We start from the raw sequence: 20,177 nt of genomic DNA, 5'->3' as shown, positions 1-20,177 counted from the left end.
CCCACGAGGGAGGCGGCCACCGGCCCGGTCGGCCGCCGCGAGCGGCCTACGGTACGAGGGTAGTCCGGTGAGATGAGCCACACAATGGGAATATCGAAGCCGGTCAGGGACGGCCCGTGGTCGGCGGGGAAGTGTCGGACCGCGGGCGTACCGTTGGTGTCATGGCGCTCGACATTCCCCGGCTCGACGGCCGCTTCCAGGTGGTCAGCGAGTTCCAGCCGGCCGGCGACCAGCCGGCAGCCATCGACGATCTTGAGCGTCGCGTGCGTCGCGGCGACCGCAACACGGTGCTGCTGGGCGCGACCGGCACCGGCAAGAGCGCCACCACGGCGTGGCTGGTCGAGCGGCTCCAACGGCCCACGCTGGTGCTCGCGCCGAACAAGACGCTCGCCGCCCAGCTCGCCAAGGAGTTCGGCGAGCTGCTGCCGCACAACGCGGTGGAATACTTCGTCTCCTACTACGACTACTACCAGCCCGAGGCCTACATCCCGCAGACCGACACCTACATCGAGAAGGACTCCTCGATCAACGAGGAGGTGGAGCGGCTGCGGCACTCGGCGACCATGTCGCTGCTCACCCGGCGCGACGTCATCGTGGTGGCCACCGTGTCGGCGATCTACGGCCTCGGCACGCCGGAGGAATACCTCGACCGCGCGGTGCGGGCCAAGGTGGGGCAGGAGCTCGACCGGGACCAGTTGCTGCGCCGGCTGGTCGACATCCAGTACGCCCGCAACGACATGGCCTTCCAACGCGGCACGTTCCGGGTCCGCGGCGACACGCTGGAGATCATCCCGGCGTACGAGGAACTCGCCGTCCGGATCGAGCTGTTCGGCGACGAGATCGAGAAGCTCTACTACCTCAACCCGTTGACCGGGGACGTGGTCCGGGAGGTCGACAGCCTGGTGATCTTCCCGGCCACGCACTACGCCGCCGGCCCGGAGCGGATGGAGCGGGCGATCCGCGACATCGAGGCCGAGCTGGCCGAGCGACTGGCCGAGCTGGAGCGGCAGGGCAAGCTGCTGGAGGCGCAGCGACTGCGCATGCGCACCACCTACGACATCGAGATGATGCGTCAGGTCGGCTTCTGCTCCGGCATCGAGAACTACTCGATGCACATGGACGGCCGGCTGCCCGGCAGCCCGCCGCACTGCCTGCTCGACTACTTCCCCGACGACTTCCTCACCGTGGTCGACGAGTCGCACGTCACCATCCCGCAGATCGGCGGCATGTACGAGGGCGACGCCTCCCGCAAGCGGATGCTGATCGACCACGGTTTCCGGCTGCCCAGCGCCGCCGACAACCGGCCGCTGCGCTTCGACGAATACCTGGAGCGGGTGGGCCAGTCGGTCTTCCTCTCCGCCACCCCGGGCCCGTGGGAGCTGGAGCAGGCCCAGGGCGAGTTCGTCGAGCAGGTGATCCGGCCCACCGGTCTGATCGACCCCGAGGTGGTGGTGAAGCCGACCAAGGGGCAGATCGACGACCTCATGCACGAGATCAAGCTGCGCACCGAGCGCGACGAGCGGGTGCTGGTCACCACGCTGACCAAGAAGATGGCCGAGGACCTCTCCGACTACCTGCTGGAGAACGGCATCCGGGTGCGCTACCTGCACTCCGAGGTGGACACGCTGCGCCGGGTCGAACTGCTGAGTGAGCTGCGCAAGGGCGACTACGACGTGCTGGTCGGCATCAACCTGCTCCGGGAGGGCCTCGACCTGCCCGAGGTCTCGCTGGTGGCGATCCTCGACGCCGACAAGGAGGGCTTCCTGCGCAGCGGCCGGTCGCTGATCCAGACCATCGGCCGCGCGGCCCGGAACGTCTCCGGCCAGGTCCACATGTACGCCGACAAGATCACCCCGTCGATGGCGGCGGCGATCGACGAGACCGACCGGCGTCGGGCCAAGCAGATCGCGCACAACGAGGCCCACGGCATCAGTCCCGAGCCGCTGCGCAAGAAGATCCACGACATCCTCGACGACATCTACCGCGAGGCGGAGGACACCGAGGCCGCCACCGTCGGCGGCGCCGCGCGGCAGCTGTCCCGGGGCAAGGCGCCGGTCAAGGAGACCCGCAGCCGCGGTGGCCGCGGCGGCGCGGCGATCCCGTCCCGGGAGGGGATGGCCCGGGCCGATCTGGCCAACCTCATCCAGGAGCTCAACGACCAGATGCTGGCCGCCGCCCGCGAGCTCCAGTTCGAGCTGGCGGCACGGATCCGCGACGAGGTCGCCGACCTCAAGAAGGAGTTGCGCGGGATGGACGCGGCCGGGGTGCGGTGAGCGGCTCGCCGGCCGGGAGGACGGCATGCTGACCGAGGCGGTCGTCGGGCGTCCCGACGCCCGGCTGCGTCCCTGGGTGGACCGGTACCTCGGCTATCGGGAGGACGCGCCGGCGCCGCTGGTGCGCCGCGAGGTGGCCGGTGCGTTCGTGGTGCTGATCCTGGGCTGGGGCGACCCGCTCGACGTGCACGATCCGCGGGCGACCGGCCGCGGCACGTCCGGCAACGCGTTCCTGGCCGGCCCGTTCGACGGTTGGTGCGCCACCCGTACCGCCGGGACGGGAGTCGGCGTGCAGGTGGTCCTGACCGCCCCGGCGGCGCGTCGGGTGCTCGGGCTGCCGCTCGGCGAGCTGGCCAACCGGGTGGTCCCGGTCGACCGGGTCGCCGGCTGGCTGACCGACCTGCGGGACGCGCTGGCCGGCACGGCCGGCTGGACGGAGCGCTTCGCCCGGCTCGACGCCGCCCTCGCCGCCCGGCTGGCGGCCACCGACCCGGTCGACGGTCGGCTGCGGGCGGCGTGGCGGCGGCTCGACGTCAGCGGGGGAGCGGTCGGCGTCGCCGCGCTGGCCGACGAGATCGGCTGGTCCCGTCGTCACCTGGCGGTCCGGTTCCGCCAGGAGTTCGGGCTGCCGCCGAGGACCGTGGCCCGGCTCCTGCGCTTCGAGCGGGCGTACGCCGGTCTGGGCCGCACGGTGCTCACCGCGCCGGCCGCCGGCGCGGGCGGGGCGGGTTGGGCGGAGCGGGCGGCCCGCTGGGGCTACTACGACCAGTCGCATCTGATCCGGGAGTTCCAGGCGTTCGCCGGGGCCACGCCGGCGGTGCTGGCCCGGCCCGGATCACATCCGTCCTATCCGGGCTGACCGGCGCGCGGCAGGCTGGTGCCATGCGAAGCATCTACCCGGTCCTCCGGTACCCCGACGTCCACGCCGCTGTCGACTTCCTCCGGTCGGCGTTCGGTCTCACGGTCCACGAGCTGCACGCCGGGCCTGACGGCGCGGTGCGCCACGCCCAGCTCGGTCACGGCGACGGCCTCGTCATGATCGGGCCGGGGCCCGCACCGGCGAGCCGCCCGGCCGACGACGACTACCGCGTCTACCTGGCGGTCGACGACGTGGACGCGCACCACGAGCGGGCCCGCGCGGCCGGCGCGGAAATCGTCAGGTCGCCGTTCGACACCGACTACGGCTCCCGCGACTACGCCGCCCGTGACCTGGTCGGCATGGTCTGGTCGTTCGGCACGTACCGTCCCTGACCGTCCCGGCGTCTGTTGCTCTACGCAAGCGAGGTATTGCCGTGTGTGATGGTCATGCGTACGCTCCCACCCTGGGAGGAGCGCATGCCGATGTCAGCAAGTCCGGTCGTCCGGCGGGTGCGGCTCGGCGTCGAGCTGCGCCGGCTGCGCCGCCGTGAGTCACTGACGCTCGAGCAGGTCTGCGCCCGGCTCGGTTGGGCGTCCACGTCGAAGTTGTCCCGCATCGAGCTGGGGCAGAGCCGGCCCGACCTGGCCGACGTGCTCGACCTGCTCGACGTCTACGCGGTGCCGCCGCACCAGCGCGACGATCTGATCGTCATCGCGCGTGACGCCGCCACCGGGCGTGGGTGGTCCAAGGCGCTGGGCGAGATGGGCGAGCGGCAGCGGGCGTACGCGGAGTTGGAGGCCGGCGCCGAGCGCATCGTGGAATACCAGCCGGCGTTCGTGCCCGGCCTGCTGCAGACCCCGGCGTACGCCCGGCTGCGGGTGTCGGCCGGCGCGTCGGTCGCCGACGAGGTGGACGTGGATGCCGACGTCCGCGCCCGGGCGGTACGCCAGGAACTGCTGGTCCGGTCGGACCCGCCGCACTACACCGCGCTGATCGACGAGCGGGCCTGCGAGCCGGGCGGCCTGCCGGCCGAGGTGTGGCGGGAGCAACTACGGCATCTGCTGGCGCTGGCCGAGCGGTCGCACGTCACGGTCCGGGTGCTGCCGCGGGACGCCTCGTCCGGCGACGACCTGCACCCGCTGGCGCCGTTCTCCTACTACGCCTATCCGGACCCGGACGATCCCCGCACCGTGCTGGTGGAGACGCTCACCACCGACCTGCGCCTGGTCGGCGAGGCGGATGTGGCCCGCTACGAGCAGGTGATCCAGCGGCTGCTCGCGGCGGCGCTGCCGGAGGACGCGACGGCCGAGCTGCTGGCTCGACGGCTCGGCCCCGCGCCGGTGCCCCGGCCCCGCGACGCGCGCGAGCCGGGGTGAGGGGCGCCGCGCACCCACCGGGCTGAAACGGGGCCGCCGCGCGCCCACCGGGCCCGGCGCCCCCGTTGCCCGCCGGGACCGGTGACCGCGCGTCGCGCGCAGGCTACGCGTGGGGTACGACAGTTCAGGCCGGCACGTCGACGAAGTGCTCGACCAGCGGCGGGCCGGCGAAGTACGGGCCGATCAGCCCGCGCCACCGCCCGAAGCGCTCGGTCTGCCGGAAGTTCACGTCGTGCGCCTCCACCGAGTCCCACTCGACCAGCAGCACGAACCGGGTGGGCGACTCCACCCCGCGGGTCATCCGCACCGAGCGGCACCCCTGCGCCTCGGCGAGGATCGGCCGGGCCTGCGCGTAGGCGGCGGCGAAGTCGTCCTCTTGTCCGGGCGTCACGTCGATCAGCGCGACCTCAAGAACCATGCCCGAAGCCTCCCATGCCCGGCCACCCCCGGTACGCTCCGGGGGCGCTCCGGCGGCGGGGGAGGGACACCCACATGCTCGACTGGCTCACCGGCACCGCGTTCACCGTGTTCGGTGCCGGCACCACCTGGGCGGAGCTGCTCGGCTTCGGCACCGGCGTGGTCAACGTCTGGTTGGTCGCCCGCCAGCACATCGCGAACTGGGCGGTCGGCATCGCCAACGTGCTGCTGCTGATGGTGCTGTTCTGGACCGCCGGCCTGTACGCCGACGCCGGCCTGCAACTCGTCTACGTGGTGCTCGGGATCTACGGCTGGTGGCAGTGGCTGTTCGGCGGGGCCCGGCGCAGCCGGCTCACCGTGGCCCGCACCGGGCGGCGGGAGTGGTGGGCGCTGGGCCTGGCCGGTCTGCTGCTCACCGCCGGGCTGTGGGCGCTGCTGGACCGGGCCACCGACTCGACCGTCCCGCTGGCCGACGCGGTCACCACCGCGTTGTCGCTGCTGGCCACCTACGGCCAGACCCGCAAGCGGGTGGAGAGCTGGTGGCTGTGGATCGCCGCCGACCTGATCTACATCCCGCTGTACGCGTACAAGGGGCTGTGGCTGACCGGCGGCCTGTACCTGATCTTCCTGGCCCTCTGCGTGGTGGGGTTGCGGTCCTGGCGGGCGGACCTGCGCCGGCGCGCGGCGGCCACGCCGGTGCCGCCCGGCCCGGCGCCGGTGGCCGCATGAGCGCGACCGGGGCGGCCCCGCGCCGGTTCCGGCACGGCCTGGTGGTCGGCAAGTTCTATCCGCCGCACGCCGGGCACCACGCGCTCGTCGAGGCCGCCGCGGCCCGTTGCGCGGCGGTGACCGTGGTGGTGGCGCCGTCCCGGCGCGAGTCGATCCCGCTGGATCTGCGGTTGGCCTGGCTGCGCGAGGTGCACGCCGGCACGCCGTGGGTGCGGTTCGTCGGCCGGCACGACGACCATCCGGTCGACTACGCCGACCCGGCGGTCTGGGACCTGCACTGCGCGGTGTTCGCCGACGCGCTGGGCGGCGAGTCGGTGGACGCCGTCTTCTCCTCCGAGGCGTACGGCGGGGAGCTGGCCCGCCGGTTCGGCGCGGTCGCGGTCGACGTGGATCCGCAGCGGCGGGCGGTGCCGGTCTCCGGCACCGCGGTGCGCGCGGACCCGGCGGCGCACTGGCGGTGGCTGAGCGCGCCGGTGCGGGCGTGGCTGGTCCGCCGCGTCGTGGTGGTCGGCGCGGAGTCCACCGGCACCACCACCATGGCGCGGGCGCTCGCCGAGCGTTTCCGCACCGCCTGGGTCCCCGAGTACGGCCGTGAGCTGACCGCCCGCAAACTCGCCACGCTGCGCCGCTCCCGACCGGACGCGACCGTCTTCGACGTCACCTGGGACCGGGACGACTTCGTCGAGGTGGTGCGCGAGCAGCAGGCCGCCGAGGACGCCGCGGCGCGGGTCAGCGGCCCGCTGTTGTGCTGCGACACCGACGCCCGGGCCACCGCGCTCTGGGAGGAGCGCTACCTGGGGTCGTCGTCGGCCGAGGTCCGGGCCGCCGCCCGCCGCCCGGCGCTCTATCTGCTCACCGACCACGAGGGGGTGCCCTTCGCCGACGACGGCCTGCGCGACGGGGAGCACCTGCGGGCGTGGATGACCGGGCGGTTCCGCGTGGAGCTGGCCGCCAGCGGGGTGCCGGTGGTCGAGCTGCGCGGCACGCACGAGGAGCGGCTGGCCACCGCGGCCGCCGCGGTCGAGGATCTGCTCGCCGCCGGTTGGGCGTTCACCGAGCCGCTGCTGCCCGCCCACTGAGGCCCTCTTCCGCACCGCACCGGACCGGAGTGTGCCGGGCGCGCCGGCACCTGGCGGTGCTGTTCGCCGGATGCCCTTTCGAGCTGATGGCAGTAACGACTCACGCAGGGCGCGTTCGGGACGCCGGGTGGGACGTGGCCGGCGGTCGGTCGACGCGCTGCCGTGAGTCGTTTCCGCTCTCAGCTCGAAAGGGCACCGAGAGCTGCCAGCGCCAGGAAGGGAGGCTAGCCTCCTAGGACGTCCCGCGAATACGTGAGGAGCGGCACCCGATGACGGCAGATCGGCGCCCGGAGATGCGCTACCGGGCCGGCATGGTGAACAATGGCGGCCGAGGAGGGGAGTATTCCCCCGTGACGGAGTCGTCAGCACGGAAGAGCGCCGGCACCCCCCGGTCGCTCGACCCGGCTCCGTCGGTCGGAGTCCACCCGGGCGCCGGCGGAAGAGACCTCCGACAGTCACCACAGTCAGCGTCGACGCACCCCGGCCCAACACCCGGCGTACGGTGTGCCCGACGCTGCGTGTCTGCCGGAGGATGGATTTGAACGTGTCCGCATTGGTGTGGGCGGTAACCCTGACCGCGATGATCGCGGTCCTGCTCGCCGACCTGTTCATCATCGGCCGCCGCCCGCACGAGCCCAGCGTCCGCGAGTCCAGCCTGTGGGTCGGCTTCTACGTGGTGCTGGCGCTGCTCTTCGGCGTGGTGCTCTGGGTGACGGCCGGGCCGAGCGTGGCCGGCCAGTTCTACACCGGCTGGCTGACCGAGTACAGCCTCTCGGTGGACAATCTCTTCGTCTTCGTGATCATCATGGCCCGCTTCGGGGTGCCCCGGCAGTACCAGCAGAAGGTGCTGCTCATCGGCATCCTGTTGGCGCTGGTGATGCGCGGTGGGTTCATCGCCGCCGGCGCGGCGCTGATCTCCCAGTTCTCCTGGGTGTTCTACATCTTCGGCGCGTTCCTGATCTACACCGCGGTGAACCTGGCCCGACAGGGCGAGCCGGACGAGGACGAGTTCAGCGAGAACCTGCTGATCCGGTGGAGCCGCAAGGCGCTGCCGCTGTCCCGGGACTTCGACGGGGCGAAGATGACCACCCGGGAGCACGGGCGGCGACTGTTCACCCCGATGTTGATCGTGATGATCGCGATCGGCACCACCGACCTCATCTTCGCGCTCGACTCGATCCCGGCGATCTTCGGGATCACCCAGGAGCCGTACCTGGTGTTCACCGCGAACGTCTTCGCGCTGATGGGGCTGCGGCAGCTGTACTTCCTGCTGGGCGGTCTGCTGGACCGGCTCATCTACCTCAGCTACGGGCTGGCCGTGGTGCTCGGCTTCATCGGCGTGAAGCTGGTCCTGGAGGCGTTGGCCGACAACAACCTGCCGTTCATCAACGGCGGCGAGCACGTGGCGTGGGCGCCGCACATCCCGATCTGGCTCTCGCTGACGGTCATCCTCGGCACGCTGGCCGTGGCCACCGTGGCGAGCCTGGCCAAGTCGTCGCGGGACCGGCGCCGGGAACTGGCCGAGGCGCGTCGCTGACCGCACCGGGTGTCCGGGGCGACGACGCCCCGGACACCGGGTCAGACGCGGTGCGCGCCGACCAGGGTGGCGACCCGGTCCGGGGGCAGTTCCTCCTCGACCACCCGGCGGGTGAGGTAGCAGGCGTGCAGCATCCGGCGCCGGCCGCCGTGCGGCTCGGCCGTGACGATCCCGACGTGGTGGATGCGCCGGCCGGGGCGGGCGAAGAAGTAGAGGTCGCCGGGGCGCTCGTCGTCCAGCGCCAGCGGCGTGGTCGCCTCGGCCTGGTCGTCCGCGTCGCGGGGCAGCGTGACGCCGTACCGCCGCCAGGCCAGGTGCACCAGACCGGAGCAGTCGATGCCGTCGGTGGACAGGCCGCCCCAGATGTAGACCGAGTCGCGCAGCCGCTCGGCGACCGCGAGCACCTCCTTGGCCTCGGGCCGCTCGGCGGGCAGCGGCACCAGGTCGCCCTCCGGGGCCCAGAGCGGCTCGACCCGCCCGGGCGCCCGGACCGGCCGCCAGCCGTCCGCCGGCCGGCCGGCGGAGGTGAGGTGGGTGCCCAGGATCACCCCGGTGAGCGCCGGTGACCCGCCCGCGGTCTCGTGCAGTGTGGTCCGGCGGACGTCGACCACCAACGCGGACCCGGTCGGCCCGGTGTCGGCGGGCGCGGCCAGGTGGGCCGACCGCATCCAGCCCGGGTAGCCGCGAGGGTCCAGCTTGGCGGCGGGCTGCCCGAGCGCGACCACCCGGACCCAGCCGTCCGGCCCGGCCCCGGTGACCAGCACCGGCTCGCCGAGCAGCAACTGGGTCAGGACACAGTCGCCGACCCACTGGTCGCGATCCATCCCGGCAACCCAGGCGGCGACGTCGGGGCTGTCGCGCAGGGCGGGTCCGTCGATCGGGCGGACCGCGTCGGGGTCTGTCCACAGGGTCGCCACCGGGACCCGTACCACGGCCTGGTGGCCCGGTTGAGACGCCATCCGCACCCCTCCTCCCACGCTCCTGTGGGGGACCCTATGAAAAAATCCAACCTCACTCAACCGTGGCGCTGAACCTTAGCTTCATTCACGTCGGCGATGCCGAGCCCCGGGGCGTCCGGCAGCAGCACGTCCGCGCCCTCGTACCGGAGCCCGCCGGTGACCGGCGACCAGGCCAGCCACCAGGCGGCGTCGAGATCCGACACGGCCGTGGTGCCGTGCGCGGCGGCCAGGCTGGCCGCGGCGCCCACGCCGACCGGACCCTCCATCATCGAGCCGACGATCGTGCCCATGCCGTGCGCGGCGGCCAGGTCCAGCAGCGTGCGGGCCGACTGCAGGCCGCCGCACTTGGCCAGCTTCACGTTTACCATGTCGGCCGCCCGACGGCGGATCACCTCGACCAGGTCGCGCACGTCGAAGACCGACTCGTCGGCGAGGATCGGCACCGCCACCCGGTCGCTGACCCAGGCCAGCCCGTCCAGGTCACGGCGGTGCACCGGCTGCTCGACCAGCTCGACGTCGAGCCCGGCGTCCTCGATGCCGCGGATCACCCGGACCGCCTCGCGCGGCGTCCAGCCCTGGTTGGCGTCCAGCCGGATCCGCGCGTCCGGGCCGACGGCGGCGCGCACCGCGCGGACCCGGTCCAGGTCGCCCCGGGCGTCGGTGCCGACCTTGAGCTTCAGCACCGTGAAACCCTCGGCCCGGCGCCGACCGGCCGCCGCGGCCAGGTCGACCGCGTCGCCGGCGGCCAGCGTGACGTCCGTCGGGACGCGCAGCGCGGTGCCGCCGAGCAGCCGCACCAGGGGTACGCCGAGCCGCCGCGCGGCCAGGTCGTGCAGCGCCACGTCGACGGCCGCCTTCGCCGACTCGTTGCCCACCACGGCCCGGCGCACCTGCCCGCAGCGGGCCTGGAGGTCGTCCGCGTCGCGCCCGGTCAGCAGCGGGGTGAGCAGTTCGCGGACGCACGCCTCCGCACCGCCGATCGACGCGCCGGTGACCTGCCAGACCTGCGGGGCCTCGCCGAACCCGGATCGGCCGTCGCTGTCGATCACCTCGACGATCAGGGTCTCCACGGTGGTGGTGCTCCGCAGCGCGGTGACGAACGGGGTGTGTAAGGGGGCCGAGAGCCGGTGGGTGCGTACCGCCGCGATCGTCATGTGGGGCACCCTATAGGCACTGGTGGCGAGCAGGGGAGGGCCGATGACCGGGCGGGACTGGGAGCTGGTGGGCGCGCCGAACGCCCGTGACCTGGGCGGGCTGCCGACGACCGACGGGCGGCGGGTCCGTGCCGGGCGGCTCGTCCGGACCGCGGCGCTGGGCCGGCTGACCGACGACGATCTGCCGGTGCTGGGCAAGCTCGGCACGGCCTGCGTGGTGGACCTGCGCGCCGTGCAGGAGCAGGAGGTGGCGCCGCCGGACCGGCTGGTGGGCGCGCCCCGCGTGGTGCACCTACCGGTGTACGACGCGGCCCACCCGGTGTTCACCTACGTCTCGGCCGTGTTGCAGGGGCACGACCTGGCGGCGTACGCGGAGTTGGCCCGCGAGGGCATGCCGGGGGCGATGACGGCGATCTACCGCTGGTTCGTCACCGGGGAACCGGCGCGGGCGGGGTTCGGCGCGGCGGTGCGGCTGGCCGCGGACGGCGCGAACCTGCCGTTGCTGTTCCACTGCTCCGCCGGCAAGGACCGCACCGGATGGCTGTCGGTGGTGCTGCTGACCGCGCTGGGCGTGCCGGAACCGGCGATCCGGGCCGACTACCTGCGGCACAACGAGCTGACCGAGAGCCTGCGCGAGGTGCTGCTGGCGGCGATGACGCGCCGTCGGCCGGACCTCGACCCGGCGGTGGCCCGGCCACTGCTGGAGGTGCGCGCGGAGTACCTGGACGCCGCGTACGACGAGGTGCGCCGGGTGCACGGCTCGTTCGAGGCGTACCTGCGCGACGGGCTGGGCGTGACCGACGAGGTCCGGGCGGCGCTGCGGGAGCAGTTGCTGGAGTAGCCGCTCAGCCGGCCAGCTCGTGCCGGGCGTCCCACACCCGCGCGGAGACGTGCGCGATGAGCCGGCACGCGTCGTCCTCGACCTGCTCGCCGTCCGCGCCGCCGTCGGCCAGGTCGGTGGTCGTGCACACCACGATCGCGTACGGCGGCGCGTCGTCCGGGAAGACCACGCCGGCGCCGTGGCGGACGCCGCGTACCCAGCCGTTCTTGTGCGCGATGCGGGTGCCGTCGGGCAGCCCGGCGGCCAGGTCCTCGCGGTGTTCCTGGGCGACGAGCACGTCGAGCATGGCGGCGCAGCCGGCCGGCGAGGCGAGCGGGCCGGGCCGGCTCGCGCCCAGCGCCAGCTCGCCGAGGAGGGCGGCCAGGTCGGCGGCGGTGACCAGGTTGTCGATGCCGGCGTCGCGGGCGGCGAAGTCCTCGATGCCGCGGCCGGTGACGCTGTGCCGCGCGCCGGCCCGCGTCCAGGCGTCCGCCACGGCGGGCAGCCCGACCTGGCCGATGCACAGGTTCGTGGCCAGGTTGCTGGATCGGATGATCATGCGTTCGGCGAGCCAGCGCAGCGGCGCGGTGCCGCCGACGGCGTCCCAGACCGCCTCGTCGTTGTCGTAGTCGCGGGCGTTGGTGAAGCGGGGCGCGCCGGGCTGGGCGGAGTCGAACGCGTTGCGCACCGGCACCGGCGCGTCCAGGTCGAGCCGGCCGGCCTCGGCGGCCCGGTGCAGCGCCACCAGTACGGCCACCTTCATGGTGCTCGCCGCGTAGTGGGTGGCGTCGGCCTGTCGGGTCCAGACGGGCCGGGCGCCGGGGCGTCCCACGTACGCGGAGACGGTGCCGGGCACCCGGTCCAGGTGCGCGTCGAGCTCATCCCAGATCATGCAGGTGACCGTAGCGGATCTTCGTGGCGCGGGGCTGCGCCGGCATCGTGTCCGGGTCTAGCGTGCGGGAATGACGACCCCCCTGTACGACGAGATCGCCGACTGGTACGAGGAGTACGCCACGGTCGGTTCGGCGACCTACATGGACCGGGTCCGGTCGGTGCTGGCGGAGCTGCTGGGCGGCGGCTCGGGTCGTTGCCTGGACCTGTGCTGCGGCACCGGGGCGCACGCCGCGGAGCTGCGCCGGCTCGGCTGGACGCCGGTGGGCGTGGACCTGTCGGCCGGGCAGTTGCGGCACGCCCGGGCCCGGCTGCCGGTGGCCCGCGCCGACGCGACCGCGCTGCCGCTCGCCGACGGTGTGGTGCCGGCCGCGGTCTGCCTGCTGGCGCACACCGACATGCCGGACTATCCGGCGGCGGTCGCGGAGATGGCCCGGGTGTTGGCGCCGGGCGGCCGGCTGGTGCACGTCGGGGTGCATCCGTGCTTCTGCGGCGCGTTCGCCGACCGGTCCGACCAGGAGCGCATCGTGATCGACGGCGGCTACGCCGAGCGGCAGCGCACCGTCCGGTCGTGGAACTCGCACGGCGTGCGGGCCCGGGTGGGCGCCTGGCACCTGCCCCTGGCCGACCTGCTCACCGCCGTCACCGCCGCCGGCCTGGTGCTCGACCGGGTGGTCGAGTCCGGCTCCGGCCCGATCCCCGACGCCCTGGCCTTCGCCGCCACCAAACCCCACCCCCACCGGGGGCGCTGATTCACGGAAAGAGTGGCCATTCCCCGGGGAATGGCCACTCTTTCCGTGAAAGTGCGGGATGCGGAGCGGGTGGGTCAGCCGGCGTGCTTGCGGCGGGCCGCTGCCCGGCCGCGCTGCTGCTGGTCGAGGACCACCTTGCGGATGCGCACCGCGGTCGGGGTGACCTCGACGCACTCGTCCTCGCGGCAGAACTCGAGCGCCTGCTCCAGCGACAGCTTGCGCGGCGGGATCAGCTTCTCGGTCTCGTCGGAGGTCGACGCCCGCATGTTGGTGAGCTTCTTCTCCTTGGTGATGTTGACGTCCATGTCGTCGGAACGGGAGTTCTCCCCGACGATCATGCCCTCGTACACCTCGGTGGTCGGCTCGACGAAGAGCTGACCCCGCTCCTGAAGGTTGATCATCGCGAACGAGGTGACCGCGCCCGCCCGGTCGGCGACCAGCGAGCCGTTGTTGCGGGTACGCAGCTCACCGAACCACGGCTCGTACGACTCGAAGACGTGGTGCAGGATGCCGGTGCCCCGGGTGTCGGTGAGGAACTCGGTGCGGAAGCCGATCAGGCCGCGCGCCGGGACCAGCCACTCCATCCGGATCCAGCCGGTGCCGTGGTTGACCAGCTGCTCCATCCGGCCCTTGCGGGTCGCGAGGAGCTGGGTGATCGCGCCGAGGTACTCCTCCGGGGCGTCGATGGTCAGCCGCTCGACCGGCTCGCAGGTCTTGCCGTCGATCTCCTTGGTGACCACCTGCGGCTTGCCGACGGTCAGCTCGTAGGACTCGCGGCGCATCTGCTCGACCAGGATCGCCAGGGCCAGCTCACCGCGGCCCTGCACCTCCCAGGCGTCCGGCCGCTCGGTGGGCAGCACCCGCAGCGACACGTTGCCGACCAACTCCTTGTCGAGCCGGTCCTTGACCATCCGCGCGGTGACCTTGGCGCCCTTGACCCGGCCGACCAGCGGCGAGGTGTTGGTGCCGATGGTCATCGAGATGGCCGGCTCGTCGACCGTGATCAGCGGCAGCGGGACCGGGTTCTCGGCGTCGGCCAGCGTCTCGCCGATCATGATCTCCGGGATGCCGGCGACCGCGATGATGTCGCCGGGGCCGGCCGAGTCGGCGGGCTTGCGCTCCAGACCCTCGGTCATCAGCAGCTCGGAGATGCGGACCCGCTGGGTGCTGCCGTCGGTGCGGCACCAGGCCACGGTCTGACCCTTGCTGATCGTGCCCTGGCGGACCCGGCACAGCGCGAGCCGGCCCAGGAACGGCGAGGCGTCGAGGTTGGTGACGTGCGCCTGCAGCGGCGCGCCGTCCTCGAACGCGGGCGGCGGGATGGTGTCGAGCAGGGTGCGGAACAGCGGCTCCAGGGAGGTGCTGTCGTCGGGTACCGAGCCGTCGGCGGGCTGGGTCAGCGAGGCGATGCCGTCGCGGGCGCAGGCGTAGACGATCGGGAAGTCGATCTGCTCCTCGTCGGCGTCCAGATCCAGGAAGAGCTCGTAGGTGTCGTCCACGACCTCCTTGATCCGGGAGTCCGGCCGGTCCACCTTGTTGATCACCAGGATGATCGGCAGCCGGGCGCGCAGCGCCTTGCGGAGCACGAACCGGGTCTGCGGCAGCGGGCCCTCACTGGCGTCCACCAGGAGCACCACGCCGTCGACCATGGTCAGGCCGCGCTCCACCTCACCACCGAAGTCGGCGTGGCCGGGGGTGTCGATGATGTTGATCGTCACCGGGTCGGAGCCGTCCGCCGGCAGGTACCGCACGCCGGTGTTCTTGGCGAGGATGGTGATGCCCTTTTCCCGCTCGAGGTCCCCCGAGTCCATGACCCGCTCGGTGTCCTCGCCGCGGGCGCCGTAGGCGCCGGCCTGCCGCAACATGGCGTCGACCAGGGTCGTCTTGCCGTGGTCGACGTGGGCGATGATGGCGACGTTGCGGAGGTCGGTGCGAAGCTGCATACCCTCCATACTCCTGTCTGCGGTTGCCGGGGCACGCCTCGGGGTCACCCCGAGATGGCCCGGATCTGTGTCGAAAGTGCTGGGCCGACCGTTCCAGCCACTGGCATGCTGGCTCCCGTGCGGGTGCCGAATGCCTGATCTGCTGAACTGGCTGCAAGGGCTGCCGCCCCTGCTGATCTACCTGGTCGCCGCGCTGATCGTCGCGGGCGAGACCGCGGTGATCTTCGGGCTGCTGGTGCCGGGCGAGGCGACCCTGCTGCTGGTCGGCTTCCTAGCGTACGCGGGGACGCTACGGCTCGCCCCCGTGCTGGCGGTGATGACGGCCGCCGCCGTGATCGGAGACACACTCGCCTACCGGGCCGGGCGGCGTCACGGGCCGCGGTTGCGCGCCTCCGGGCTCGGCGCCCGGATCGGGCCGCACCGGTGGCGACGCGCCGAGGAGTTGCTGGACCGGCTGGGCGGGCGCGGCATGATGGCCGCGCGCTGGGTCGCGTTCGCCCGCACGCTGGCGCCCCGGCTGGCCGGCGGCGCCGGGATGTCGTACCGGCGGTTCGCGCCGTGGAACCTGGCCGGGGTGGTGAGCTGGGTCGGCGCGTCCGTGCTGGCCGGTTACCTGGCCGGCGAGTCGTACCGGCGGGTGTCGGACCTGCTCGGCCGCGCCACCGGCGCGGTGCTGGTGCTGCTGCTGTGCCTGCTCGGCGTGGTGCTGGCCGGCCGTTGGCTCGGGCGCAACCCGGACCCGGCCCGGGCGTTGGCGGCCCGCGCCGCCGCGCTGCCACCGCTGCGCTGGCTCCGGGCCCGGTACGGGGTGGTGTTCCTCCTGCTCGGCATGCGCGTCGGTCCGGTCGGTGCGTGGCTGGTCAACCTGGTGTTCGGGCTGGCGCTGCTGTTCGCCGCCGGGCTGGCGGTGGCGGCCCTGCTGGCGGCGGTGGTCCGGCACAGCGGGCTCGGGGTGCTCGACGGGCTGGTCGGCGACTGGTTCGCCGCCCGGCGTACCCCGGGGGTGGCGGACGCGGCGCTGGCCGTCGTGTCGGTGCTGCGTGGCTGGGTGCTGATCACCGCGGTGGCCCTGGTGGCGGCGGTGGTGGCCCGGCGGCACCGGCCCTGGCGGGCGGACCTGCTCGGGGTGGTCGGCACGGTCGGTGCGGCGGTGCCGCTGGTGCTGCTGGTGGGGGTGGTCGACCTGACCGGTCCGGGCGTCCCGGACCGGGTCCGTGACCTGTTCCCCGGCCAGAACGCGCTGGTGACGGCGAGTTTCGGCACGCTGGCCTGGCTGCTCTCGCGCGGGGCGCGCTGGCCGGTCGGGGTGGCGGTCTGGACGGCCGCCTCGGCCGGGGTGGTGGCGGTCACCGGCGCGCGGCTCTACCTGGGCTGGAGCGCGGCCAGCGGCACCGCCTCGTCGGTGCTGCTGGGCGCCGCCTGGACCGCCGTGTTCGTGATCGCCTGGTCGACCCGGAACCGGGCGGCGAGCGGGGACGGCCGGGCCGACCCGGCGGACGCCGACCAGTCCGGCCCGGTGGCGGTCGCTGATTCGTCGGGCCCGGCGGACGCCGGCCCGGGCGGCCCGGACGCGGGGGAGGGGCCGCCGCGGCCCCGGGCTCGCCGGCCGGCGTCGCGGGGGCCCCGGACCCCCGTCGATCCCTGCTAGGGTGCGCCGGACGGGGGACCACGGGGAGGATCGATGCGGCGAGGAGTCGGCCGGTGGGCCGCGGCTGCGGTGGCGGCACTGCTGGCGGCGGGCACGGTGACCGGGTGCGGCGGCGAGGAACGGCCGGTCCGCGGGGTGGCGGCGGAGCTGCCCACGGCGGCTCCGGTCGAGGAGCCGGCGGAGGCGCCGGCCGACGCGCCGAGCGAGGCGCCGCCGGCGGTCGAGGCGATCGGTGGCAAGCCCAGCCCCAGCGCGAAGGCGAGCGGGAAGCCACGGCCGAAGCCGTCCCGCACGTCGACGGCGCCGTTGGCCCGGCCGAAGCCGCCGACCGAGACGCGGGTGCCGCCGCCCCCGCCGAAGCCGGCGCCCAGCGGCTGCAAGCCCACCCACCGGGGCACCAAGGCGACGCAGAGCCAGGTCAAGGCGGCGCTGGCCGACGCGGCGGCCCGCACCTACTGGCCCACCTCCGCGCCCGACATCCGCATCCCGTCGGCGCTGATGAAGGCGACCGCCTGGCAGGAGAGCGGCTGGCAGTCGACAATCGTGGCCTGCGACGGCGGCGTCGGGCTGATGCAGGTCATGCCGGCCACCGCGGAGTGGATGAACCAGCGGTTCGAGCAGTCGTACGACATCGACGACTACCGGGACAACGCCTACCTGGGCGGCACCTACCTGGCCTGGTTGACCAAGTACATCGGCGACATGTACTTCGAGTCGGACTACCGGCTGGACGCCTCGCTGTGCACCGCCGAGCTGAACTCCTGCCTGCTCAACGCCGTGATCTCGGCGTACAACTACGGGCACGGCGCGGTGGCCCGGGAGGGGCAGCCGCTGGCGATCCCCAACCCGCAGTACGTCCACAACGTCCGCGAGCTGATGACCAGCTGCGAGTGCCTCGGCTTCTGAGCGGCCCGCGGCGACCGGGCGTCGGCGTGCTGCCGACGCCCGGTCACCGGGTCAGTCCCGCGCGGTGACCGGCTCGGCCGGTGCGTGGGTCGCCTCGGTGGGCGCGTCCGGGTCGCGGGTGATCCGCCCCGGCCACCAGAACCGGTCGCCGAGCAGGAACGCCAGCGCCGGCACCAGCACGGTCCGGACGAGCAGCGTGTCCAGCAGCACGCCCACGCAGACGATGATCCCGATCTGGGTGAGCGTGATCAGCGGGAGCACGCCGAGCACCGCGAAGACCGCGGCCAGCAGCACGCCGGCGCTGGTGATGACGCCGCCGGTGACCCGCAGCGCGGACAGCATGCCGTCCCGGGTCCCGGTCCGGCGGGCGTCCTCCCGGGCCCGGGTGACCAGGAAGATGTTGTAGTCCACGCCGAGTGCGACCAGGAACACGAACGCCAGCAGCAGCACGCCGCTGTCCAGCGCCGGGAAGTCCAGCACGTGGTCGAAGAGCAGCCAGGCGGCGCCGAGGCTGGCGAAGAACGACGCGATCACGGTCAGCACCAGCAGCAGCGGGGCCAGCAGGCCGCGCAGCAGCAGCACCAGCACGGCGCCGACCAGCAGCAGGATGATCGGCAGGATCAGCCGTAGGTCCCGGGTGTTGGCCTGGTCGGAGTCGTAGGTGGCGGCGACCGTGCCGCCGACCAGCGCGCCGTCCGGGGCGTCCGCCCCGGCGACGGTGGGGGGCGCGGAGTCGGGCACGGCGGCGACCGCGTCGCGCAGCGCCGTCACGGCCCGGTCGGAGGCGGCGGTGCCGGGTTCGGCGGTGAGCACCACGTCGACCTGGGCGACCCGGTCCCCGGCGAGGCCGGGCCGGGCCGAGGCGACACCGTCGACCGCGCCGGCGGCGGCGAGCACCGCGGGTGCCGCCTGCGGGTTGGTGAGCACCGCGACCGGCTGGGTGCTGCCGGCCGGGAAGGCGCGGGCGAGCGTCTCCGCGCCGGCGACCGCCTCGGGCCGCTCCCGGAACTGCTCGGTCTCGGACAGGCCGGTGCGGATGCCCAGCCCGCCGAGCGCGAGGCCGGCGAGCAGCAGCGTGGCCAGCACCGCGACCGGCAGGGGCCGGCGGACGACCAGCTCGCCGAGGCGGCCCCAGAGCCGGCCCTCCCGGGCGGCGCTGCCGACGCGCGGAACGAACGGCCAGAACAGGCCCCGGCCGAACAGCACCAGCGCGGCGGGGAGCACGAACAGGGCGGAGAGCATGGCGAACACCACACCGATGGCGCACGCCACCGCGAGCGCCCGGTTGGTCTCCTGCTCGGACAGCAGCAGCGTGAGCACGCCGAGGACGACGGTGCCGCCGCTGGCCAGGATCGGCTCGGCGGTGCGGCGCAGCGCGGCCCGCATGGCGGTGAACCGGTTCTCCTCGCGGCGCAGCTCCTCGCGGTAGCGGGCGATGAGCAGCAGGGCGTAGTCGGTCGCGGCGCCGAAGACCAGCACGCTGGCGATGCCGGTGACCTGGCCGCTGGGCAGGTAGATCCCCAGCGCGGGCACGACGGTCTCGACGGTGCGCAGGGTGAGCTGCTCGGTGGCGGCCACCACGAGCAGCGGCACGAGCCACAGGAACGGGCTGCGGTAGGTGATCAGCAGCAGCAGCGCCACGACGGCGGCGGTGACCAGCAGCAGCGTGGTGTCGGCGCCCTGGAAGACCTTGCTCAGGTCGGCGGTGAAGGCGGGACCGCCGGTGACCTCGACGGTCAGGTCGTCGGGCAGGTCGGCCACCGCGTCGCGCACCTTGCCCACCTCGTCGACCACGGCCTGCTGGTCGCCCGCGGTGGACAGCGGCACGGCGACCAGCGCCACGGTGCCGTCGGGGGAGAGCTGGGCGGGGGCGACCCGGCCGCCGACAGCGAGCGGGCCCAGCCTGCCGGCCGCGGCGTCCAGCGCGGACCGGTCGGACGCGCTGAGCGGAGCCCGGTCGGCGCGGCTGACCACGACCAGCGCGGGCTGGGTGTCCCGCGACGGCAACTGGTCCTGGAGGCGCTCGACCTGGGTGGACTGCCACTCGACGGACAGGCCGGTGGCGGAGACCGGTTCGGGGTTGTCCGGCCGGGGTAACCCGAAGACCACCGCGCCGACGACGAGTGCGGCGGCCACGGTGAGCCAGGCGGCCAGCCGGCCCCGGGCGACGCGGGTGAACAGTGACATCGGATGCCCTCTTGATCCTGCGGGGTGATTCTCGCCAGCCGAGTATCTTGATGAGCGAGATTATCCGGCAAGGCTCTATGCTGCAAGCCGGACCGAGGGGATGGCGGCGAGCGGTGACGGGGCACGGCATGTACCGGCGACGGAACGACCCACGGGGACGCATGGTCGCGGAGATCACCAACGACCTGCGTCGTTACTCGGTGGACGCCCAGCACGTCGGGCACGCGTTCGCCGGGCTGCACGGGTTGAACCCCACCGACCTCCAGGCGCTGATCGCGGTGATGGAGGCCGAGCTGGTGGGCGAGCCGATCACCCCCGGCCGCCTCGGCGAGATGCTCAACCTCTCCTCCGGCTCGGTGACCGCGCTCGTCGACCGGCTGGAGCGCGCCGGCCACATCCGGCGTGACCGGGACACCGCCGACCGCCGCAAGATCCTGCTGCACTACGCCGACCGCGGCGCGACGCTGGCGCAGAGCTTCTTCGGCCCGCTGGGCCGGCGCACCGACGAGGTGATGGACCGGTTCACCGACGACGAGTTGGCCGTGGTGCACCGGTTCATGGGCGAGATGGTGCACAGCATGCGGGCGCACCGCGACGAGGTGCGCGCCGCCCGCGGCACCGCCACCGAACCGCCCGGCGACCGCTGA

General features: G+C 73.6%; 18 protein-coding genes. 12 read left to right on the top strand and 6 right to left on the bottom strand.

Going from position 1 to position 20,177, the window contains the following annotated elements; all coding sequences use genetic code 11:
- Positions 1 to 161 precede the first annotated feature (161 nt).
- From uvrB to OG767_RS22785, 4 genes are all read left to right on the top strand, one after another.
- Positions 162 to 2,273: an excinuclease ABC subunit UvrB gene (uvrB, locus tag OG767_RS22800; RefSeq protein WP_405090432.1), complete on the top strand. Its 2,112-nt coding sequence runs from the start codon at positions 162 to 164 to the stop codon at positions 2,271 to 2,273.
- A gap of 25 nt (positions 2,274 to 2,298) precedes the next feature.
- Positions 2,299 to 3,132 (top strand): helix-turn-helix domain-containing protein, encoded by an 834-nt coding sequence (locus tag OG767_RS22795; RefSeq protein WP_405090431.1) that lies wholly within the window; start codon positions 2,299 to 2,301, stop codon positions 3,130 to 3,132.
- A gap of 23 nt (positions 3,133 to 3,155) precedes the next feature.
- Positions 3,156 to 3,524: a VOC family protein gene (locus OG767_RS22790; RefSeq protein ID WP_405090430.1), complete on the top strand. Its 369-nt coding sequence runs from the start codon at positions 3,156 to 3,158 to the stop codon at positions 3,522 to 3,524.
- Between the two features lie 84 nt (positions 3,525 to 3,608).
- Positions 3,609 to 4,508: a DUF5753 domain-containing protein gene (locus OG767_RS22785; RefSeq protein WP_405090429.1), complete on the top strand. Its 900-nt coding sequence runs from the start codon at positions 3,609 to 3,611 to the stop codon at positions 4,506 to 4,508.
- Between the two features lie 124 nt (positions 4,509 to 4,632).
- Here OG767_RS22785 and OG767_RS22780 read toward each other — a convergent pair whose 3' ends face one another.
- Complete coding sequence (locus OG767_RS22780; protein ID WP_405090428.1) at positions 4,633 to 4,926, bottom strand: antibiotic biosynthesis monooxygenase family protein; 294 nt, start codon at positions 4,924 to 4,926, stop codon at positions 4,633 to 4,635.
- A 74-nt stretch (positions 4,927 to 5,000) separates the two neighbouring features.
- On the opposite strand from OG767_RS22780, the gene pnuC reads away from it, so the two are divergent.
- From pnuC to OG767_RS22765, 3 genes are all read left to right on the top strand, one after another.
- Entirely contained in the window at positions 5,001 to 5,654 is a 654-nt protein-coding gene (gene pnuC, locus OG767_RS22775) for a nicotinamide riboside transporter PnuC (RefSeq protein ID WP_405090427.1), read from the top strand.
- Complete coding sequence (locus OG767_RS22770) at positions 5,651 to 6,733, top strand: AAA family ATPase (protein ID WP_405090426.1); 1,083 nt, start codon at positions 5,651 to 5,653, stop codon at positions 6,731 to 6,733. Before pnuC ends, OG767_RS22770 begins: the two co-directional genes overlap by 4 nt.
- 538 nt (positions 6,734 to 7,271) lie before the next feature.
- On the top strand, positions 7,272 to 8,270 hold the full coding sequence (locus tag OG767_RS22765; protein ID WP_107162469.1) for a TerC family protein: 999 nt from the start codon (positions 7,272 to 7,274) through the stop codon (positions 8,268 to 8,270).
- A 41-nt stretch (positions 8,271 to 8,311) separates the two neighbouring features.
- Here the strand turns inward: OG767_RS22765 and OG767_RS22760 are convergent, their stop codons facing one another.
- A complete protein-coding gene (locus tag OG767_RS22760; RefSeq protein WP_405090425.1) occupies positions 8,312 to 9,229 on the bottom strand; it encodes an NlpC/P60 family protein in 918 nt (305 codons plus the stop codon).
- Between the two features lie 56 nt (positions 9,230 to 9,285).
- Complete coding sequence (locus tag OG767_RS22755) at positions 9,286 to 10,383, bottom strand: mandelate racemase/muconate lactonizing enzyme family protein (RefSeq protein ID WP_405090424.1); 1,098 nt, start codon at positions 10,381 to 10,383, stop codon at positions 9,286 to 9,288.
- A gap of 43 nt (positions 10,384 to 10,426) precedes the next feature.
- Here OG767_RS22755 and OG767_RS22750 point away from each other — a divergent pair, with 43 nt between their 5' ends.
- Positions 10,427 to 11,224 (top strand): tyrosine-protein phosphatase, encoded by a 798-nt coding sequence (locus OG767_RS22750; protein ID WP_405090423.1) that lies wholly within the window; start codon positions 10,427 to 10,429, stop codon positions 11,222 to 11,224.
- Between the two features lie 4 nt (positions 11,225 to 11,228).
- Here the strand turns inward: OG767_RS22750 and OG767_RS22745 are convergent, their stop codons facing one another.
- A complete protein-coding gene (locus OG767_RS22745; protein WP_405090422.1) occupies positions 11,229 to 12,095 on the bottom strand; it encodes a serine hydrolase in 867 nt (288 codons plus the stop codon).
- A gap of 70 nt (positions 12,096 to 12,165) precedes the next feature.
- Between OG767_RS22745 and OG767_RS22740 the strand changes: the two genes are divergently transcribed.
- Positions 12,166 to 12,846 (top strand): class I SAM-dependent methyltransferase, encoded by a 681-nt coding sequence (locus tag OG767_RS22740; protein WP_405090421.1) that lies wholly within the window; start codon positions 12,166 to 12,168, stop codon positions 12,844 to 12,846.
- Between the two features lie 74 nt (positions 12,847 to 12,920).
- On the opposite strand, the gene typA is transcribed toward OG767_RS22740, so the two are convergent.
- The gene (gene typA / locus OG767_RS22735) at positions 12,921 to 14,789 is read right to left on the bottom strand and encodes a translational GTPase TypA (RefSeq protein ID WP_405090420.1); all 1,869 of its coding nucleotides are present in this window, start codon (positions 14,787 to 14,789) and stop codon (positions 12,921 to 12,923) included.
- Positions 14,790 to 14,919: 130 nt separating this feature from the next.
- Here typA and OG767_RS22730 point away from each other — a divergent pair, with 130 nt between their 5' ends.
- Together OG767_RS22730 and OG767_RS22725 are read left to right on the top strand one after the other, a co-directional pair.
- Positions 14,920 to 16,437 carry a DedA family protein gene (locus OG767_RS22730; protein ID WP_405090419.1) on the top strand — a complete coding sequence of 506 codons (1,518 nt, stop codon included), beginning with the start codon at positions 14,920 to 14,922 and terminating at the stop codon, positions 16,435 to 16,437.
- A gap of 33 nt (positions 16,438 to 16,470) precedes the next feature.
- On the top strand, positions 16,471 to 17,343 hold the full coding sequence (locus OG767_RS22725; protein WP_405090418.1) for a transglycosylase SLT domain-containing protein: 873 nt from the start codon (positions 16,471 to 16,473) through the stop codon (positions 17,341 to 17,343).
- Positions 17,344 to 17,394: 51 nt separating this feature from the next.
- Here the strand turns inward: OG767_RS22725 and OG767_RS22720 are convergent, their stop codons facing one another.
- Positions 17,395 to 19,530, bottom strand: coding sequence for an MMPL family transporter (locus OG767_RS22720; RefSeq protein WP_405090417.1), 2,136 nt, complete (start codon positions 19,528 to 19,530; stop codon positions 17,395 to 17,397).
- Positions 19,531 to 19,658: 128 nt separating this feature from the next.
- Between OG767_RS22720 and OG767_RS22715 the strand changes: the two genes are divergently transcribed.
- Positions 19,659 to 20,177 (top strand): MarR family winged helix-turn-helix transcriptional regulator, encoded by a 519-nt coding sequence (locus OG767_RS22715; protein WP_405090416.1) that lies wholly within the window; start codon positions 19,659 to 19,661, stop codon positions 20,175 to 20,177.

The organism is Micromonospora sp. NBC_01392 (assembly GCF_045040125.1).
In the GTDB taxonomy this organism is placed as follows: domain Bacteria; phylum Actinomycetota; class Actinomycetes; order Mycobacteriales; family Micromonosporaceae; genus Micromonospora.
The sequence above is the reverse complement of the archived record's forward strand: the minus strand, read 5'-3'. Positions and strand labels throughout refer to the sequence as shown.

What these genes read in the sequence shown, in the direction of transcription:
- uvrB (WP_405090432.1), top strand. Translation starts at nt 162, where the DNA reads ATGGCGCTCGACATTCCCCGGCTCGACGGCCGCTTCCAGGTGGTCAGC.
- OG767_RS22795 (WP_405090431.1), top strand. Translation starts at nt 2,299, where the DNA reads ATGCTGACCGAGGCGGTCGTCGGGCGTCCCGACGCCCGGCTGCGTCCC.
- OG767_RS22790 (WP_405090430.1), top strand. Translation starts at nt 3,156, where the DNA reads ATGCGAAGCATCTACCCGGTCCTCCGGTACCCCGACGTCCACGCCGCT.
- OG767_RS22785 (WP_405090429.1), top strand. Translation starts at nt 3,609, where the DNA reads ATGCCGATGTCAGCAAGTCCGGTCGTCCGGCGGGTGCGGCTCGGCGTC.
- OG767_RS22780 (WP_405090428.1), bottom strand. Translation starts at nt 4,926, where the DNA reads ATGGTTCTTGAGGTCGCGCTGATCGACGTGACGCCCGGACAAGAGGAC.
- pnuC (WP_405090427.1), top strand. Translation starts at nt 5,001, where the DNA reads ATGCTCGACTGGCTCACCGGCACCGCGTTCACCGTGTTCGGTGCCGGC.
- OG767_RS22770 (WP_405090426.1), top strand. Translation starts at nt 5,651, where the DNA reads ATGAGCGCGACCGGGGCGGCCCCGCGCCGGTTCCGGCACGGCCTGGTG.
- OG767_RS22760 (WP_405090425.1), bottom strand. Translation starts at nt 9,229, where the DNA reads ATGGCGTCTCAACCGGGCCACCAGGCCGTGGTACGGGTCCCGGTGGCG.
- OG767_RS22755 (WP_405090424.1), bottom strand. Translation starts at nt 10,383, where the DNA reads ATGACGATCGCGGCGGTACGCACCCACCGGCTCTCGGCCCCCTTACAC.
- OG767_RS22750 (WP_405090423.1), top strand. Translation starts at nt 10,427, where the DNA reads ATGACCGGGCGGGACTGGGAGCTGGTGGGCGCGCCGAACGCCCGTGAC.
- OG767_RS22745 (WP_405090422.1), bottom strand. Translation starts at nt 12,095, where the DNA reads ATGATCTGGGATGAGCTCGACGCGCACCTGGACCGGGTGCCCGGCACC.
- OG767_RS22740 (WP_405090421.1), top strand. Translation starts at nt 12,166, where the DNA reads ATGACGACCCCCCTGTACGACGAGATCGCCGACTGGTACGAGGAGTAC.
- typA (WP_405090420.1), bottom strand. Translation starts at nt 14,789, where the DNA reads ATGCAGCTTCGCACCGACCTCCGCAACGTCGCCATCATCGCCCACGTC.
- OG767_RS22730 (WP_405090419.1), top strand. Translation starts at nt 14,920, where the DNA reads ATGCCTGATCTGCTGAACTGGCTGCAAGGGCTGCCGCCCCTGCTGATC.
- OG767_RS22725 (WP_405090418.1), top strand. Translation starts at nt 16,471, where the DNA reads ATGCGGCGAGGAGTCGGCCGGTGGGCCGCGGCTGCGGTGGCGGCACTG.
- OG767_RS22720 (WP_405090417.1), bottom strand. Translation starts at nt 19,530, where the DNA reads ATGTCACTGTTCACCCGCGTCGCCCGGGGCCGGCTGGCCGCCTGGCTC.
- OG767_RS22715 (WP_405090416.1), top strand. Translation starts at nt 19,659, where the DNA reads ATGTACCGGCGACGGAACGACCCACGGGGACGCATGGTCGCGGAGATC.